We start from the raw sequence: 17,110 nt of genomic DNA, 5'->3' as shown, positions 1-17,110 counted from the left end.
GGCCAGCGCAAGCTGGGCGCCGCCTTGCCCGGCCAGGCCGGCGCTACCTGGCGCGCAGGGTGCGGCTCAGCAGCGCCACCGGCAGCAGGCCCACCAGTACCAGCGCCAAGGCCGGCAAGGCGGCTTCGCCGAGCCGCTCGTCGCGTGCCAGCTGATAGGTGACCACGGCCAGGGTGTCGCTGTTGAAGGGGCGCAGCACCAGTGTGGCGGGCAGTTCCTTCATCACGTCCACAAACACCAGCAGGCCGGCCGCCGCGACCGAGCGCTTGAGCAGCGGCCAGTGCACCCGGGCCAGCAGGCCGGCGCCGGTGCTGCCCAGCATGCGGGCGCTGTCATCGAAGCTGACCGGAATGCGCGAGTAGCCGCTTTGCATGGTTTGCAGCGCGACCGCGCTGAAGCGCACCAGATAGGCCCAGACAATGCCGAGCACCGTGGCCGTGACCCAATAACCCACGCCGGTTTGCGGCGCGGCCGCCTGCAGCCAGCCCACGGGCAGCAGCAAACCGACCACCACCACGGCCCCGGGCACGGCATAACCCAGGCCGGCGAGCTGCGCGGCCGCGCGCGTGAGTACATGCGGCCGGCGCCGCAGCGCAAACGCCAGGCTGACCGCCAGGGCGCTCGCCAGCACCGCACTCAGGCCGGCCAGCACGACGCTGTTCAGCGTCCAGCCCAGGAATTTGTCCCAGAGCAGATGCTCCCAACCCAGGATCAGGGGCCGCAGCATGAAGAGCACAGGCAGCACAAAGCCAAGCGCAATCGGCAAGGCGCAGGCCAGCCAGGCCAGAGCCGCGCGCCCGCCCTGCAGCTGAACCGGCGCCGCATCCGCAGCCCCGGCGCGTGCGCCGCGCCCGACGACAAAGCGCATTCGCTTTTGCGCGCCGTGCTCGATGCGCAGCAGCGCGGCCACCGCCAGCAGCAGCACCGTCGCCAGCTGCGCGGCGGCAATGCGGTTGTCCATGGACAGCCAGGCCTTGTAGATGCCGGCGGTAAAGGTCTGGATGCCGAAATAGCTCGCCAGGCCGAAATCGGCCAGCGTTTCCATCAAGGCCAGCGCCACGCCCGCCGCCACGGCCGGGCGGGCCAGGGGCAGTGCCACCTCGCGAATGCGGCGCGACAGGGGCGCGCCCAGCAGACGCGCCGCTTCCATCAGGTGCGCGGCGCGCTCCGACAAGGCGGTGCGCGCCAGCAGATAAACATAGGGGTAGAGCGCCACGGTAAAGACCAGCACCGCGCCGCCCAGGCTGCGCACCTCGGGCAGCAGGCGGCCCTCAAGACCCAAGGCGGCGCGCAGCCAGGTTTGCAGGGGGCCGGCGTACTGCAAAAAATCGGTGTAGGCATAGCCCAGCACATAGGCCGGCATGGCCAGCGGCAGCAGCAGCGCCCATTCAAAGCTGCGCCGGCCGGGAAATTCGAACAGCGTGACGGCCGTGGCGGTGGCCATGCCCACCAGACCCACACCCAGCGCCACGAACAGGCACAGCAGCAAGGAGGTCCAGGCGTAGTCCGGCAAGACGGTTTGCAGCATCTGCGCCAGGATGGAGCGCGCCTCCTCGTTGAACTGCAGCCAGGACAAGGCCACCGCCAGCACTGGCAAAGTCAGCAGGCCCACCAGTGAAAAAAGCAATGCCGGGGCAAGAAACCGGAGAAGAAATGAGGGCAAGAGACGGCGAAGCATGTAGACCCGAAATAAGGCCTCGGCCGGTGCGGGCCAGGGCCACCGGCCTGCGCCGTGGTTTTGCATTTGGCAGTCTGTCACTGCAAATGAGAATTGTAAGCATCTACAATCAGACCCATGTTTTTGGATCTCTCCCGGCTGGGTGTGCACTATGCGGGCCGCTCACAACCGGCCGTTGATGGTGTGTCTTTCAGCCTGCAGGCCGGAGAGATCGGGGTATTGATCGGCCCCTCGGGCTGCGGCAAAACCACGCTGCTGCGGGCGGTCGCCGGGCTGGAGCGCGCTCAGGCCGGCACCATCAGCCTGGCGCAGCAAATCGTCAGCAGCCCCTCCAGCCATGTAGCGGCCGAATCGCGCCGCATCGGCATGGTGTTTCAGGATTACGCCCTGTTCCCGCATCTGGACGCGGCGCGCAATGTGGGCTTCGGGCTCACGCAGCTGAATGCCGCCCAACGCCAGCAGCGTGTCAGCGAAGTGCTGGAGCTGGTCGGCCTGGGCCATGTGCACAGGCGTTTTCCGCATGAGCTGTCCGGCGGGCAGCAGCAGCGCGTGGCACTGGCTCGGGCGCTGGCACCGGGGCCGCGTCTGCTGCTGCTTGACGAGCCCTTTTCCAACCTCGATGTGGACCTGCGCGAACGCCTGGCGCACGAGGTGCGCGGCATCCTCAAGGCGGCCGGTACCACGGCCCTGTTTGTCACCCACGACCAGCTCGAAGCCTTTGCCATCGGGGACCGCATAGGCGTGATGCATGAGGGGCATTTGCACCAGTGGGACGACGCTTATGCGCTGTACCACCGGCCCGCGACGCGCTTTGTCGCGGACTTCATCGGCCATGGCGTGTTTGCACAGGCGCGCATCGAGCAGCGCGGGGAGACTGTGGTGGTACGCACCGCGCTCGGAGACCTGACGGATATCCAGGAATGCCCGCTGCCCGACACCTACGCGGGCGGCCTGTGCGACGTGCTGCTGCGGGCCGACGACATCGTGCATGACGACAACGCAGCGGTGAAAGCGCAGATTCTGCGCAAGGCGTTTCGCGGCTCCGAGTTTTTGTACACGCTGCGACTCCAGACCGGCGAGCGCGTGGTCGCGCATGTGCCGTCGCACCACGACCATGCCCTGGGTGAATGGATAGGCATACGCCCCGAGGTCGATCACGTCGTGACCTTCCCGCGCGAGGCGCAAGGCGCATCGCCCGCCGTCACGGCGCGCTGACGCCGGCAAGAACCGCAGCGCGCGGCCCCTGCAAGCTCGCCAAAACTTGGCGGCGCCGGCTACATCCGCCTGAGGTGCTCGATCTCCTTGCGCAGCGCATGGGACCATTCGCGCCGGTTTTTCCCCTGCGATTCCTGGGGCGCTCCAAAAGTCACCACGGCCTTCAGTCCGTGTGCGGTCAGGGTTCGCCAAATCGATCCCATCAGGGTCTCGTCGTCCACATAGCTGGGGGCAAAGCTCGTGGCGCCCGTGGCGGCGTCGATGAATTTGAGCGCCACCGGCTGCACCGGCACGGACGCCTCGATCGCCGCCTGGATCAGGTTGGCGTGAAAGGGCTTGAGCGTGATGCCATCGCCGGTCGTGCCTTCAGGGAACACCGCCAGAATGTCGCCCGCGCGCAGGCGCTCGGCCATTTGCACCACCACCCTATGCGCATCGCGCCGCGACTCGCGTTCAAGGTACAAGGTCCCCGCACCATCGGCCAGCGTACGGACAAAAGGCCAGCCCTTGACATCGGACTTGGAGACAAAGCGGCAATGGCGTGCGGCATGCATCACCAGAATGTCCAGCCACGAAATATGGTTGGCCACCAGCAACATAGGCCCTGCCGCGGGCGGTGTGCCGAGGACCTCCAGCCGGATGTCCACGATGCGCAGCATGTGCGCGGCCCATGCGTGAACGCGGGCCTCTTGCTCGACCTGTTCAAGCTTGTGAAAAACAGTTTTTATCGTCCAGAAGCCGCACACCGCGTGCACCAGGGCACGCAGCAGCTTCCAGACCAAGCCCAGCAGTTTCATACAGTGGCCGGCGCTTTAATGTGACGCTTCGTAGGCCACCTGGCCGCCCACCACCGTCCAGCGCACGCGCGCCGAAAGCTGGTGACCGGAAAAAGGCGTGTGCTTGCCCTGGCTGCGCAGGGCAGCCGGCGCCACCATCCACACGCTGTTCGGGTCAAACACGCAGACATCGGCGACCCCACCCTTGACCAGACGGCCGGCACTGGCCTGCAGGGTGCCCAGGGCGTTGCCGAGCACACGTGCCGGCTCGCTGGTCAGCACCGCCAGCGCCCGCCCCATGCCGGCCTGGCTGTCGCCGCCCCACTTGCAGGCCAGGCCCAGCAGCAGCTCCAAACCGGTCGCGCCCGGCTCGGCCTCGGCAAACGGCAGGGTTTTGGCATCTTCGTCGACCGGCGTGTGGTCGGAGACCAGCGCATCGATCGTGCCGTCAGCCAAGCCTTGGCGAATGGCGTCCCGGTCACGCTGCTGGCGCAGCGGCGGGTCCAGCCGCATGCGGCTGTCAAAGTAGCCGATGTCCAGATCGGTGAGATGCAGGCTGTTGATGCTCACGTCGCAGGTCACCGCCAGGCCATCCGCCTTGGCCTTGGCCACCAGGGCCACGCCTGCGGCGCTGCTGATGCGGCACAGGTGCACGCGGGCACCTGTGGCACGCACCAGTTCAAAAATCGTGTGAAGGGCAATCGTTTCGGCGGCCACGGACACGCCGCTGAGCCCCAGGCGCGTGGCCAGCGCGCCGCTGGCGGCGACGCCCTGCCCCAAGTGCATTTCCTGCGGACGCAGCCAGACGGTGTAGCCAAAAGTGGCCGCGTACTGCAGCGCACGCATCAGCACCTGGGTGTTGACCAGCGGTACTTCGGCCTGGCTAAAGCCCACACAGCCGGCTTCAGTCAATTCGACCATCTCGGTCAGCGCCTCGCCTTTGAGCGCGCGCGTCAGCGCGCCCAGCGGGAACACGCGCGACTGGTGCAGCTTCTCGGCGCGGAACTTGAGCATTTCCACCAGGCCAGGCTCATCCAGCACGGGGTCGGTATCCGGCGGGCAGACCAGGCTGGTCACACCGCCAGCCACGGCCGCGGCCAATTCGCTTTCCAGCATGCCTTCATGTTCGTAGCCGGGCTCGCGCAGCCTGGCCGACAGGTCGATCAGGCCGGGCGCCACGATGCAGCCCGTGGCGTCTATGACTTTGTTGGGCGCGAAATCGGCGGCCGTGCTGTTCAGCGACAGGATGCGACCGGCGGCAATGGCCACGTCGCAGACTTCGTCAAAGCTGGAGGCGGGGTCCATCACCCGGCCGTTTTTGATCAGTATTTTCATGCTTCATTCCCTGCAACAATGCCCATGACAGCCATGCGTACGGCGATGCCGAAGGTAACCTGCGGCAGGATGACGCTCTGCTTGCCATCGACCACCGCCGAATCGATTTCCACACCCCGGTTGATGGGCCCGGGGTGCATGACGATGGCGTCAGGTTTGGCCAGCTGCAATTTCTCGGTGGTCAGGCCAAAGCTCTTGAAAAACTCCTGGCTGCTGGGCAGCAGGGCGCCCGACATGCGCTCGTTTTGCAGCCTGAGCATGATGATCACATCGGCGCCCTTGATGCCCTCCTCCAGCGTGTTGCAGACGCGCACGCCCATCTGCGCCATATCGGCAGGCACCAGGGTCTTGGGGCCGACCACGCGCACCTCGGGGCAGCCGAGTGTGGTGAGCGCATGAATGTCGGAGCGCGCCACGCGCGAATGAAGCACGTCGCCGACGATGGCGACCGTCAGGTTGCTGAAGTCTTTCTTGTAGTGGCGAATGGTGTACATGTCCAGCAAGCCCTGCGTGGGGTGGGCGTGGCGCCCGTCGCCGGCATTGATCACATGCACATGCGGTGCCACATGCCGGGCGATCAGGTAAGGCGCGCCCGACTCGCTGTGGCGCACCACGAACAGGTCGGCAGCCATCGCGCTCAGGTTGGCGATGGTGTCCAGCAGCGACTCGCCCTTGGAGGCCGATGAGCGTGCGATATCCAGGTTGATGACGTCGGCCGACAGTCGCGTGGCGGCAATTTCAAAGGTCGTGCGGGTACGCGTGGAATTTTCAAAAAACAGGTTGAAAACGCTCTTGCCGCGCAGCAGCGGGACTTTTTTGACCTCGCGGTTGCTCACGCTGGCAAAGTTGGCCGCCGTGTCCAGAATCTGCGTCAGGATGGACTTGGGCAGGCCTTCCACCGACAGCAGGTGGATCAGCTCACCATTTTTATTCACTTGGGGATTTCGTTGGTACAACACGTTAGGGGCTCCTCTTCGGCCTTGAATTTCCGCTCTGGGTTTTTCTGGGGATCAGCGGTCCTGGACCTGAAAGCTGAACCGGCCGTCTTCCGCCCGCGCCAGCTCCAGCGTTTGCGATGCCGGCAAGGTCACTCGCGCAAGGGCTAGATCGGGCTGCACCGGCAACTCGCGCCCGCCCCGATCGACCAGCACCACCAGCTTGACGCTAGCGGGCCGTCCATAGTCGAACAGCTCATTGAGAACGGCCCGTATCGTGCGCCCGGTATAGAGCACATCGTCGACCACAATCAGATGGGCGCCGTTGACATCAAAGGGCAGCAGGGTTTGCCCGCTGGAAGCCAGGCCGCGCTGGGAAAAGTCGTCGCGGTGCATGGCTGAAGACAGAATGCCGATTTCGTCGGCCAGCTCCAGATCCTTTTGCAAACGCTGGGCCAGCCAGGCCCCGCCGGAAGCCACACCCACCAGCCGCGGCGGCTGCTCGTAGGAGGCCAGTTGGAGCCGCATGCCACGCAACATGTCGTTGTACAGCGCTTCGGCGTCCAGTGTCAGACTGCTCATGGAAGACTCCTTAAAAACTGCTCCAGAATGATGCAGGCCGATGCCGCATCGGCGTCCCTGGCGCCGCCCGCCAGGGCCTCGGTCGTGCTGTAGCGCTCATCGACTTCAAACACCTGCAGGCCAAAGCGTCCGCGCAGCTGGCGGGCAAATTTTTGCGCGCGCACGGTATTGTCGTGGCTGGCGCCATCGGGATGAAACGGAATGCCGACGACCAGTGCGTCGGGCTGCCACTCCTTGATCCGGCGTTCAATCACCCCAAAACGGGCATTGCCCTCGGCGGCAATGGTGGCCTGCGGGGTGGCGGTACGAGTCAGGACATTGCCGCTGGCCACGCCGGTACGTTTGAGACCGAAATCGAAAGCCAGAAAGGTTTGGAGACCCGCGGTCTGCGAAGGCATGGCCGCCAGGCTCATGCGTGACCGGCATCGGGGGACAGCATCCAGCTCTGCAGGCCCAGCAGCATCAGGGCCTTGTCGTAGCGCTGCTCCACCGGCGTGTCAAAAATCACCGCCACATCGGCGGCCACGGTGAGCCAGCTGTTGTCCGAGAGTTCCGATTCCAGCTGCCCCTCGCCCCAGGCGGAGTAACCCAGCGAAACAAACACCTTGCGCGGACCGGCGCCGGTTGACAGCGCTTCCAGCACGTCCTTGGAGGTGGTCATTTCCAGGCCTCCCGGAATGGTCATGGTCGAGGCGTAGACCGACTCGTTGCCGGGCATCATGGACTCGTGGAGCACGAAACCGCGCTCGGTTTGCACCGGGCCGCCCTGAAACACCGGAGCGTCCGTGAGGTCGCTGCGATGCAGCGGCAGTTCAACCTTGTCAAACAGGTTTTTAAGGCTGATGTCGCTGGGTTTGTTGATGACCAGACCCAGAGCACCGCGCTCGCTGTGCTCGCACATATACACCACGCTTTTGGCGAAGGCTTCGTCATCCAGCCCGGGCATGGCGATGAGGAAGTGGTTCGTCAGGTTAATCGGTGCGGAATCCATGGCCATGCCGGGATTTTACGCGTACTGATCAGGCCGGCGGGCGCAAAAAGCTTCTGCAGCGCCGGCGCAGCAGTAAAAGGGAAGCGAAGGCGCCGCAGCCAGCGCCTTCCAGCCTGACCATGACGCGATTGTCCGGGAGCAAGAGGAAGGGCCAAACAGGCTACCCACTGGTCGACGCGGTCATGGCCCAAATTAACCAGACCGGCTACATGCATATTTGATGCGGAAGGGACATTCATCCGTAAATACTTGCCGGTGCTGGCAAAACTGCCCACCTCAGGCTTGCACAGCCCCTGGCTGGCCAGACCGATTGAGCCTGGCGCCGGTGGTGCGGAACTGGGTCACAGCGACCCATGACCCGTCGTGCAGCATGCTGAGGCGCACGTACCGGCATTGCAGCGCTACGCGGTGGTGAAAAACCCTCCACCCTGATTAGCTACTTATTTAATAGCTACAAGCACCCGCCCCATAAGGTCTAGAGGCATTTTCAAGCAACGGCAGCGGTTTGCTCGGTGCAGTAGTGCCGCACCAGGCTCATCAGTTCTTCTTCCGAGTAAGGCTTGCCCAGATAGTGGTCAACCCCCAGCTCCTTGGCATGCTCACGGTGCTTCCCGGCAATGCGTGAGGTGATCATGATGATGGGCAGGCTGTTCAGACGCACATCGGCGCGGATATTGCGCGCCAGGTCAAAACCGTCCATGCGGGGCATTTCAATATCCGACAGCACGACGGCTGGCCGCTCTTCCTGCAGACGCTCCAGCGCCTGCAAACCATCAGCAGCCATGGCCACACGGTAGCCTTCGCGCTGCAGCAGTCGCTGCGTCACGCGGCGCACCGTGATGGAATCGTCCACCACCAGAATCAGCGGAATTTTCGGTGCCGTAGGCATCAGCGCAGGCGCCTTGCCCGCACTGCCGCCGGACGCCTCGAGCACATGCGGCTCGGCGCGGTCGGCGCTCCAGGCGCGTGCCTGCTGGCCATACACGGAAGCCAGGGCAACCGGGTTGTAAATCAGCACCACCGCCCCCGATGCCAGCACCGACATGCCGGCCAGTCCCGCCAGGCGAGACAACTGGGGTCCGAGATTTTTAACCACAACTTCCCGGTTGCCCAGCACTTCATCCACATGCAAGGCGATGCGCTGGGCGGCACTGCGGAAAATCACGACCGGCGTGGTCTTGGCCTGTGGCTCGCTGCTGTGATGCGAGGCCTGCAACAAGGCGCCCGACCAGAAGAAAGGCACGCTCTCGCCAGCCACGTCAAGCGTGCCGGTGTTGTAGGCCTGCTGCAATTCCCTGGCAGAGGCACGCCGCACGGTTTCCACCACGTTGGCAGGCACCCCCACCGACAGATGGCCGGCGCGAATCATCACCACCTGCGTGACCGCCGTGGTCAGGGGCAGCACCAGTTTGAAGTGCGTCCCCTGGCCGGCGACGGAGGAGGTCTCAATGCGGCCGCCGAGCGAGTTGACTTCAGCGCGAACCACATCCATGCCGATGCCGCGCCCGGCAAGCTCGGTCACCTGGGCGGCCGTGGAAAAGCCCGGCATGAAAATCAGATTGGCCGCTTCGTGATCGTCCAACGGCTGGTCCGCCGTGACCAGGCCAAGGCTCAGGGCCTTTTCGCGGATGCGGCCAAGGTCCAGCCCGGCGCCATCATCGCTGAAGTCCACCGACACGTCATTGCCCTCATGGCGAAGATGAACCGTGATGAGACCCACCGGGTCCTTGCCGGCCTCGGCACGACTTTCGGGGCTTTCAATCCCGTGGGCCACGCAATTACGCAGCAAATGCTCAAAAGCAGGCGTCATGCGGTCCAGCATGCCGCGATCCATCTCGATGGTGCCGCCCAGCAAATCCAGCCTGACCTGTTTGCCGGTTTCCTTGGAGGCCTGCCGCACCACACGGTACAGGCGCTCGGAAATGCCTTCAAACTCCACCATGCGCGTGCGCAGCAGGTCACGCTGCAATTCGCGCGTCTGGCGCGCCTGGACAATCAGGTCATCCTCGGTGGCCTCCACCGTGCGCTGCAAGTTGCGCTGCACGGTTGCCACGTCGTTGACGGACTCGGCCATCATGCGGGTCAATTCCTGCACCCGGGTAAAGCGGTCAAACTCGAGCGGGTCAAACCCGGCTTGCGCTTCCTTGGCCTGGGCCAGCCGCGACTGCATCTGGGTTTCGGCCTGCAGTTCAATATCGCGCAACTGCTGGCGCAAGCGGTTCAAGTTGCCGGTCATGTCGTTGAGGGAGCCGCGCAGCTGACCGAGCTCGGCCTCCAGGCGTGAGCGGGTAATCATGACCTCGCCGGCCTGGTTGACCATGCGGTCAAGCAACTGGGATCGCACGCGTATGGTGGCCGTGGCCGCCTGCCGCAAGGGCTGCATGGCCATGGCTTGCGGCGCCGGAATCGCCAGCTTCCTGCCCTTGGTGTCTATGGCGGCCTGTGCTTCAGGCAAAGCCGGCGCAGGCGCCTCGGCGGTTGACATGGCATCAGCCTCGGCCAGCGCTCCAACGGTGACTTCGGGCGAGATCGATATGACGGTCGCATCCGCATGCCGCAAGCCTTCGAAAGCCGCTTGCATCGCGTCAAAACGGTTCAGCAGGGGTTCGAACGCCTGGCTGGCCATAGCCTCCGAACCAAGGTGCTCGATCTCCGATTCAATCTGGTGCGCCATTTCGCCGAGTCGCATGGCGCCGGCAAGACGGGCACTGCCCTTGAGCGTATGCAAGGCACGCAGCACTTCCATGCGCGCGCCCTGATTGTCGGGACGCGCGGACCACTGCCGCAGCGCACCGCCCAGTTGGGGCATGAGCTCGGCCCCCTCTTCTTCAAAAATTGGAAACAATTCCGGGTCGATGGCATCAAGCGCGTCGATGTCATCGCCGTCTTCCGCGTACCTTGCGGCGGTGCGCACAGTGGCCGCGACAGGCGGCACAAATCGCACGGGCGGCGCAACCATCGCGGCAGCGGCTTGCACCGTTGCGGCTGGCGGAAAAACCGGCGTGTCGGCCTTGGGCGCCTGGGCTTCCGGCTCGAACCGATGCACCGAATCTGCAACAGCGCCGTCGGTCTTCAAGGCCTCGGCAGCAAAATCGGAACCAGAAAAATCATTCGCCGGCGGCAAAAGGGAGTCAGAGAAATCAAGCTGGTTCAAACGCTCCAAAATGCCGGCATCGGGCTCCTTGAGGAAGCCGGCGGCAAACTGGTGCAACAGGCGACGTATGTCTTCCGACGCATCGACAAACACCTGTCCGTACTTGGCGGCGCCATGGCTGTGATGCGCGCTGGAGCGCTGCAAGGCCAGCTCCAGCGCCCGCGCCATTTCTGACAAGGCGTCAAAGCCGACGGTGGCAGAACTGCCCGCCAGCGAATGGGCAAGCGCCACCGTGGACTCATTGACCGGCTGGTGGCGCTCGATCGCCCATTCGGCGACTTCGGTCACCAGGCGGCGCGACCACTCATCGGCCTCGTTCAAATAGACGTTGTAAAGCGGGATCCCTATGCGCAGGCTGCCAATGACCTTGATCTGCTCATCCCCACTGCTGTCCACGGGGAGAACATTGTCCAGCGCTTCAAACGCTTCATCGGGCGTCACGATGCCCGCAGTCGGCGTGGCGTCAGGGAGGTGGGACTGAGTAAATTCAATCGTCTCCGCCGCGTCGACCATTTCGGGCGGAGTCACAAGCAAGTCCACAGCGGCGGAAGACGCCGAGGCAAACCCGGCCTGATGCGGCGCGGCAGGTTCAAGCGGGAAATGCTGATCGAAATCGGTGGCTGACAATTCAATCATTTCCGCCGGCTCCAGTTCAGCACTGAAGCCATCGGACATGCTCTCCCCATCCACATCCACATCCACATCCACCGGCAGATCAACAGGTTCAGGCGCCGCGCTGTTCTCCGCAGAAAGCGCGGACAAGCTGCTGAAGTCAATCCCTTCTATCTCCAGGCCGGCCCCGGCCCGTTGATCAGCCGGGTCAAAGGCCGGTGACGGCGCTGCCGGTGCCGCGACAGCCGTTCCCGAGTCGAAAAAGAGGTCAAACTCCTCCGTGGAGACATCAACTTCACTGGCCGGGAGATGTACGCCCGTGTTTGCTGACACTTCCAGCGCTTGCGGCAATTCCGGCAGCTCAAACATGCCAGCAGCAGTTGTCGCCTCCAATGCGGCGGATGATGAGACAGTCGGGACGCTGTCTTTTGCGGCCAGGTTCAGGGCGATGAAGCGGCCTTCAGTGCGCATGGCCTCCGCGCTGCTGCAGAAGGCGGACGCCGACCATGAGGCATCCTGGTTCGCAGCAATATCGCCAATCCAGTCGGCGAATCCGGCCATGGCCTCGGCGCACAAGGTCCTGAATTCATCGGTGGCATTTTTTTGATCCGCCAGCCAGCTATTGAGCAATTGCTCAAGCGACCATGCAGCTTCGCCGAACTGATCGAGTCCGACCATGCGCGAACTGCCTTTGAGGGTATGAAAAGCACGGCGCAAAACCGTCAGCTGGGCCACATCGCGCGGATCGCTCTGCAGCGTGGCAAGCGCATCCAGACCATTACCGACGACTTCACGCGCTTCTTCGAGAAAAATATCGCGCAGGTCATCTTCTTCAAAATCGGCCGAGGCGGTCGGCCCCGTTGGAGCGGCTGGCGGCTGCGACACGGTTGAGGCCAGGTCGGTCAAGACATTGGCCACGGCATCGGCATTGTTTGCCGAGACGGCGACCGCCGCATCATGGGCAGTCTGGGCGAGCGCAGGCTGTCCCGCCAATGCCGCATGGGTCGCCAGGGTGTCCAGCCTGTCGGTCAGGTTTTCATCCGCCTGGCCGACGCCGGCGTCCTGCACCACGGAAATAATTTCCTGCGACAGCAAATCGCTGTTCAGCGTCACGGCCGAAGCCGCGCTGGCAACGTTTTTCGCGCGCCCCATCAAAGGCTTGAGTTCACCTTTTTCCTCGTCATACACAAACAGCTTTTTCACCAGCACCGGCTGGTAGTTGAGCATGTCTATCAGGAAACTCAGCGCGCCCAGGTTATTGCCGAGTTGATCAAAGGTGCCGGCGGCGCGTGCCTGCTGCTCGTCAATTTCAGTAACGAGCATCTCCTCGACGCTGCCCCGCATGCGGGACACGGCCTGGGAGGCCTGATCGAGCCCCAGCACCGACAGGACGCCGCGCATTTGCGAAAGCTGCCCAGGCACGACCTGCAAGGCCGTCTTGTCCTGCGGATTGCGAAAAAACACATCCAGGGATTTCTCAAGCTCGCCCAGAGAGACGCGCAACTCACCCACCACACTGCCCATGGTCTGCTTGTCGCTGACCCGGCGATACAGCTCTTCCATCCAGACTTCCAGCGGCTGGGGCTCACCACCCGCCCTGACGGCTTCCAGGCGCTCGGCCAGATTGGCGGTCCGCAGCGTCAGCTGCGGGTCGTTGGGATCCAGGTCATCAAAGGCCGCTTCCAGGTAAAGCACGGAAGTCGCCACTTCCATCGCCAGTTCGATCCGGGGCGCCTGGGCGGAGCGGACCGTGGTGTCCACCGCACGGGTCAAGGCTTGCGCAAGCGGTTCGCTGGGCGGATGGAGCTTGACCAGGGAGTCGGCCACCAGGCTGAATTGATCCGCCACCAATTTGAACTTGCCGGTGTCTCCGGCAGACAGCAATGACCAGCTTTCCTTGGCGGAGGTGATCCGCTTGCGCGCCTGTGCCAGCAGAGCCGGATCGAAGCGGCCAAACTGGACCAGCTCATAGTCCACGGGCTTGAACCGCGCCAATGCGTAACTGGAACGTAGCGCCGACAGAACAGGTATATCGCTGGCCCGGGCAGAATTTGCCTGCGCGCAGAAAAAGAGCAAATCCTGCGCAAGGCGGTCCGATATCGAGCCATCGCCTTTTCCCAGCGATGCATATTGAAGCAGGATGCGGGACGCGGCACGTCTGACATAGATATCCGGGCGCAACAGGTCATGCGCGAGCGCTTCAAAATAAGCGGCGGCAATCTTCCAGAAAATCCGCGGCTGGCGCTCGGTCTGTTTGGCCGAAAAACCGAGGCTCAACTCCTTGAGACTCTGCGCGGCCTGTGGCGCCTTGCCCTTCATGAGCTGAAGCACCGACTGGTCCATCATCGCCCGGGCACTGTCGTCATAACTGCGCGGCTCAGCCGCGACAGCCAACACCGGCTCCACCCAGCGCCACTCCAGGGGCCACAGATCAGCGGGGTGAATACGGTCAGCGCGTACCAGTTCCTGCACATCGCGGTATTGCGGAAACAGGGAAACCGCAGAAACCGGCTTGTCCGCCAGCACACCGTCGAGGTATTCCGTCAGGGCAAAACTGGCGCGCTCAATTTTGGCGGCGGCCTCCTGGCTGCACTGCTCCGGTTGCTGCACAAATTTTTGTACGGCCGCCTCCATGGCCCGGAGCAGCAGCGCAGGACCTGGAAGCCCCACCATTTCTAGCGCCCCCACTGCCTGGTGCAACTGCTGGCGCGCGATTCGCAAATGACTGGCATCAAGTGCCGCGAGATCAGAGCCACGCGCCGCCTCGGCCTCCCGCACAAAACGCTTGAGCGCCTTGGCCGAGCTGTCCAGCGACTTGCGGAGCTCATCAAGCACCCAGGCCAATGGCCCCAGGTCGTTGACGGCGAGATCGGGTTCAGCGGCTGTTGAATTCAGGACGTTGGAGTACATAAGTAACAGGCCGGTTCAGGAATCGGAATTCGCGGTCAGCGCACAGCGGCTGGCATCAGGCGATTTTGAATCGGGACACCGATTGGCGCAGCTCTTCTGCGATGCGTGAAAGATCGCGCACCTGCTGCGCCGTGGAACGGGTACCTTCTCCGGTCTGCTCCGTCACCGCAAAAATATGCTGGATGTTGCCGGCCACCACATTGGCCGATGCCGCTTCCCTGGAGGCGGCGTTGGAAATCTGCTCAATCAGCTCAGCCAGGCGGCGCGACACCTGGTCAATTTCGGTCAGCGCCGTACCGGCGTTATCGGACAGCTTGGCGCCCTCCACCACCCCCTGGGTGGAGCGTTCCATGGCGGCTACCGCGTCCTGGGTGTCAGTCTGAATGGCTTTCACCAGCGCCGAAATCTGGCGCGTCGCATCGGCGGAGCGTTCGGCCAGTCGCTGCACCTCTTCGGCCACCACCGAGAAGCCTCGACCGGCCTCGCCGGCTGAGGCCGCCTGAATGGCTGCGTTCAGCGCCAGCACATTGGTTTGTTCGGTAATGTCGGAAATCAGCTCGGTAATTTCACCAATCTCCTGGGACGACTCACCCAGTCGTTTAATCCGCTTGGAGGTTTCCTGAATCTGGTCACGGATGGAGTTCATACCGCCGATGGCGTTCTGCACCGCCTGCAAACCGGATTCGGCGGCCGTCAGCGACTGACGCGCCACCTGGGAAGATTCCTGCGCCTGGGTGGACACCTCGTTGATTCGGGAGGCCATGTCGAGTACCGACTGGCCGGTTTCCCGAATCTCGCGCAATTGTTCGGTAGACGCTGCCAGCAATTCCGTGGAGGTGCTTTCAACCTGCGCCGTGGTCTGCGCCACCCGCGCGGCCGTGTTCTGCACGTTACCGACCAGCTGACGCAACTCTTCCACCGTGTAATTCACCGAGTCGGCGATGGCGCCGGTAATGTCTTCGGTCACGGTCGCTTCCTGTGTCAAATCGCCCTCGGCGACCGTCTGCAACTCATTCATCAGACGCAAAATAGCGGCCTGGTTGGCGTCGTTGACGCGCTTGGCGTCCTGCTCCTGACTTTTAGCCTCTTGCCGCTGCGTCTCGGCAACCGATTGGCGCTGCTGGCTGTCCTGCACCTGCAAGCGGGTCAGACCGGCCGCACAGAGCAGCGCGAAGGCCGCAGCCGCCACCAGAATGGTCAGTGCGCCGGCACCCAGGCCGGTTTGCGAAGACAACTTGCCCTGCAACTCCTCGAGGCCACGGCGCAAAGGCTCGCTGTCCGCAATGATGGCTGACTGGGCTTCGCGGGCCGATACCAGACCCTGCAAGTTGCCCAAAATGGCGCCCGCCTGCACGCGCGTCTGCTCGTAGAGCGCCATCAGCGCATCCAGGCGCTCACGGGTCTGAGGATCTTTGGAGGCGCCCAGCCGCAACTCGGGGCTGCCTTCCTGCAGACCCTGGGCAATCTCCTTGAACGAATTCAAATCCTTGCCCAGCAGGAACACGGCCTCGGGGCTGACGCCTTCCATGGTCAGGAACTCATTGGCCGACTTGCCAATCCGCTGGGTCAGCATCACCAGTTGACCAGATGCAGAGATTTCTGCAGGCGCCGTGTTTTGCTGGAGCTTGAGCGAAGAAATGGTTTCTGCGATTTCCAGCAAATCCGATGATTGGCGGTTAATGGTACGCAAGGCCTCGCCCACCTGCGTCAGAATTTTTTGCTGGCCCATCACCGTTTTGGCATTTTTCTCGGCCCGGTCCACCAGCGGCGTGACCTTTTCCACGCCGACCTGCAGTTCGTCATTCACCGGGGCCAGGCGCAGACTGTCCTCGCCGGATTTCAGGCCGCGCACGGTTTTCGCCAAGGCATCAGAACTTTCGCGCACATCGGGGAAAGCCTGCGCACTGCCCACCAGGGCCTGGGATACAGATTTGGCCAGCCGCTGCGACTGCATCAGTGACTGACCGGTTGCCGCCACCTGCTGGGCCACCTTGTCCGCCTGGCTCAGCGCCAGAAAGGTCACCGTCCCCAGCACCACCACGGCCAGGGCGAGCAATGCCACCAATATCCTCTGGTGCTGACTGGCGGTCCGGCGGCCAAGCAAGGGAAGCGACAACAGGTCGGGGGTATCGACTGCCACGCCATCATCGGCCGTCGCCATGCGGCTGGCCGGCAAAGCGCCCTCATGGCCACCCACCTGGCGTAAGGGGGCGGCATTGAGCGAGGCATCATCCATGGCGCTGGTCGCCAGGGGATCACCCGGCGTCCCTACGGAAGCCATGTCCATGCTGTCCGCGGGCTGTAGGGGCTTGGTTTTGAATAGCTTCTGGATATTTTCGATAACAGACATGGTGAGCCTTCCGGGGAGAAACAGGGTGCGCTATGCGCCTATCGTCAAAAAATGAGCTTGTTGCGCAAGCAACTGAAGGTTGATTTCCTGCCAGGTCGCCCCCTGAAGGTCAACATACTGGTTACCAAAAAACTCGGGGGCATCAGGCGCTTTTTCGGAGAAATCGCTGAAGGCCTCCTGGTTGCGCAATCCGGCCAGTTTGTCGATGAGCAACGCGCAATTCACCTCTAGCGCGCTGTTCAGCGCAACCAGTCTTGAGTCTGTGCGCGTCAGTTCATTTTTCAGCAGGGGAGCCTGACCGCTCACATAGCTTGCCAGGTCAACGACACCAAACAGGCCACCCCGCAAATTCGCAACGCCGGCGAACCAGGGTTGGGTATACGGGACCGGCTGCATATGGACCCACGGAAAGATTTCACCCGATTGGCTCAAGGGGAACAGGTAATTCTTCCCGCCGGCCTCCACGGCCAGCCAGGATGCGGCAACGCCCTGCGTACGAGCAATTTGCAACCTGTCGGCCAACCGGGCTTGCAGCTCCCTGAGGGCTTGTCTGTTCGCCATGCTTTAGTTTT

The 17,110-nt window shown here is 63.4% G+C and carries 13 protein-coding genes; 3 read left to right on the top strand and 10 right to left on the bottom strand.

Going from position 1 to position 17,110, the window contains the following annotated elements:
• Window positions 1-43 precede the first annotated feature (43 nt).
• A complete protein-coding gene (locus tag PJE01S_RS02025) occupies window positions 44-1,678 on the bottom strand; it encodes an ABC transporter permease (protein WP_068831567.1) in 1,635 nt (544 codons plus the stop codon).
• Window positions 1,679-1,795: 117 nt separating this feature from the next.
• Between PJE01S_RS02025 and PJE01S_RS02020 the strand changes: the two genes are divergently transcribed.
• Window positions 1,796-2,893 (top strand): ABC transporter ATP-binding protein, encoded by a 1,098-nt coding sequence (locus PJE01S_RS02020; RefSeq protein WP_068831449.1) that lies wholly within the window; start codon window positions 1,796-1,798, stop codon window positions 2,891-2,893.
• Between the two features lie 59 nt (window positions 2,894-2,952).
• Here the strand turns inward: PJE01S_RS02020 and PJE01S_RS02015 are convergent, their stop codons facing one another.
• Genes PJE01S_RS02015 through PJE01S_RS01990 form a run of 6 tightly spaced genes read right to left on the bottom strand, consistent with a single transcriptional unit; the run spans window position 2,953 to window position 7,518 of the window.
• Complete coding sequence (locus tag PJE01S_RS02015) at window positions 2,953-3,690, bottom strand: lysophospholipid acyltransferase family protein (RefSeq protein WP_068831448.1); 738 nt, start codon at window positions 3,688-3,690, stop codon at window positions 2,953-2,955.
• 15 nt (window positions 3,691-3,705) lie between these two features.
• Window positions 3,706-5,004, bottom strand: coding sequence for a dihydroorotase (locus tag PJE01S_RS02010; protein WP_068831447.1), 1,299 nt, complete (start codon window positions 5,002-5,004; stop codon window positions 3,706-3,708).
• A complete protein-coding gene (locus tag PJE01S_RS02005; protein WP_068831446.1) occupies window positions 5,001-5,963 on the bottom strand; it encodes an aspartate carbamoyltransferase catalytic subunit in 963 nt (320 codons plus the stop codon). The genes PJE01S_RS02010 and PJE01S_RS02005 overlap by 4 nt, the downstream gene beginning before the upstream one ends.
• Before the next feature lie 51 nt (window positions 5,964-6,014).
• Entirely contained in the window at window positions 6,015-6,521 is a 507-nt protein-coding gene (gene pyrR, locus PJE01S_RS02000) for a bifunctional pyr operon transcriptional regulator/uracil phosphoribosyltransferase PyrR (RefSeq protein WP_068831445.1), read from the bottom strand.
• Entirely contained in the window at window positions 6,518-6,934 is a 417-nt protein-coding gene (ruvX, locus tag PJE01S_RS01995; protein WP_068831444.1) for a Holliday junction resolvase RuvX, read from the bottom strand. Before ruvX ends, pyrR begins: the two co-directional genes overlap by 4 nt.
• Window positions 6,931-7,518 carry a YqgE/AlgH family protein gene (locus PJE01S_RS01990; protein WP_068831443.1) on the bottom strand — a complete coding sequence of 196 codons (588 nt, stop codon included), beginning with the start codon at window positions 7,516-7,518 and terminating at the stop codon, window positions 6,931-6,933. Before PJE01S_RS01990 ends, ruvX begins: the two co-directional genes overlap by 4 nt.
• 113 nt (window positions 7,519-7,631) lie before the next feature.
• On the opposite strand from PJE01S_RS01990, the gene PJE01S_RS26260 reads away from it, so the two are divergent.
• On the top strand, window positions 7,632-7,733 hold the full coding sequence (locus PJE01S_RS26260) for an FAD-binding domain-containing protein (RefSeq protein WP_339374658.1): 102 nt from the start codon (window positions 7,632-7,634) through the stop codon (window positions 7,731-7,733).
• 34 nt (window positions 7,734-7,767) lie between these two features.
• The gene (locus tag PJE01S_RS26255) at window positions 7,768-7,869 is read left to right on the top strand and encodes a hypothetical protein (RefSeq protein WP_369406091.1); all 102 of its coding nucleotides are present in this window, start codon (window positions 7,768-7,770) and stop codon (window positions 7,867-7,869) included.
• Between the two features lie 130 nt (window positions 7,870-7,999).
• Here the strand turns inward: PJE01S_RS26255 and PJE01S_RS01985 are convergent, their stop codons facing one another.
• From PJE01S_RS01985 to PJE01S_RS01975, 3 genes are read right to left on the bottom strand one after another with little or no spacing between them, the layout of a single operon-like run.
• Window positions 8,000-14,188, bottom strand: a complete 6,189-nt coding sequence (locus tag PJE01S_RS01985; RefSeq protein WP_068831442.1) for a hybrid sensor histidine kinase/response regulator — start codon at window positions 14,186-14,188, stop codon at window positions 8,000-8,002.
• A gap of 55 nt (window positions 14,189-14,243) precedes the next feature.
• A complete protein-coding gene (locus PJE01S_RS01980; protein WP_068831441.1) occupies window positions 14,244-16,538 on the bottom strand; it encodes a methyl-accepting chemotaxis protein in 2,295 nt (764 codons plus the stop codon).
• 30 nt (window positions 16,539-16,568) lie between these two features.
• Window positions 16,569-17,099: a chemotaxis protein CheW gene (locus tag PJE01S_RS01975; protein WP_068831440.1), complete on the bottom strand. Its 531-nt coding sequence runs from the start codon at window positions 17,097-17,099 to the stop codon at window positions 16,569-16,571.
• Window positions 17,100-17,110 lie beyond the last annotated feature (11 nt).

The organism is Polaromonas jejuensis NBRC 106434 (genome assembly GCF_001598235.1).
Taxonomy (GTDB): domain Bacteria; phylum Pseudomonadota; class Gammaproteobacteria; order Burkholderiales; family Burkholderiaceae_C; genus Polaromonas; species Polaromonas jejuensis.
This window is presented reverse-complemented; position numbering and strand designations above follow the sequence as displayed.